Below are 813 nucleotides of genomic sequence, written 5' to 3' on the forward strand. Positions count from 1 at the left end.
CGCGGTCGAACGCCTGCTCGCGCGCGATCCGCGCGAGGAGTGAGCCGCCGCGCCCGCGGCCGCCCCGCGCGCGCGACTCAGTCGCCCTGCGCGGCGGAGCCGGCAAAGTCGTGCTGGCGCCAGCCCTCGTACACCACCACCGCCACCGCGTTCGACAGATTGACGCTGCGATTGGTCGGGCGCATCGGGATGCGCAGCCGCCGCTCGGGCGCGAAGTCGCGCAGGACCTCCTCGGGCAGGCCCCGGCTCTCCGGACCGAACAGCAACGCATCGCCGGGCTGGAAGTCCACCCGGTCGTGACGCCGGCTCGCGCGCGTGCTCATCGCGAACATGCGCCGCGCGGCGAGCGCCGCCTGGCAGTGCGCCCAGTCCGGATGCACCGTGAGGCAGGTGAGGTCGTGGTAGTCGAGACCCGCGCGGGCGAGCTGCTTGTCCGACAGGTCGAAGCCCAGCGGCGCCACCAGGTGGAGGCGGCAGCCGGTGTTGGCGGCGAGGCGGATCACGTTACCGGTGTTGGGCGGGATCTCGGGCTGGTAGAGGACGATCTCGAACATCGCTGGGGAGGCAGGGTGGCCAGGGCGCATGCCCGGGCGGGAAAGGGGAGACGGTGGGAGACGGCGGTCCGCAAACCGCGATGGGCACAGTGGATCCGGCCAGGCGGATGCTTTGAGCCGAAGCCGCGGGCCGGCGAGTCTAGCAGGCCGGCACCGGCGCGGGCGCAGAATTCCGCCGCCGCATTCGCGCCTGCCGGCGCTCCTGCACAAACCACCGCGCGTCCCGCCCACCCCCTGTAGGAGCTGCGGCAGCTGCGAA

Annotated in this window: 1 protein-coding gene; it reads right to left on the reverse strand. The window is 73.2% G+C overall.

Annotated features, from left to right (window positions below; genetic code table 11):
• Positions 1-77: 77 nt before the first annotated feature.
• Positions 78-554, reverse strand: coding sequence for a tRNA (cytidine(34)-2'-O)-methyltransferase (locus C667_RS23520; RefSeq protein WP_004391211.1), 477 nt, complete (start codon positions 552-554; stop codon positions 78-80).
• Positions 555-813 lie beyond the last annotated feature (259 nt).

It is taken from the genome of Thauera phenylacetica B4P (genome assembly GCF_000310225.1).
GTDB lineage: Bacteria > Pseudomonadota > Gammaproteobacteria > Burkholderiales > Rhodocyclaceae > Thauera > Thauera phenylacetica.

What these genes read in the sequence shown, in the direction of transcription:
- C667_RS23520 (WP_004391211.1), bottom strand. Translation starts at nt 554, where the DNA reads ATGTTCGAGATCGTCCTCTACCAGCCCGAGATCCCGCCCAACACCGGT.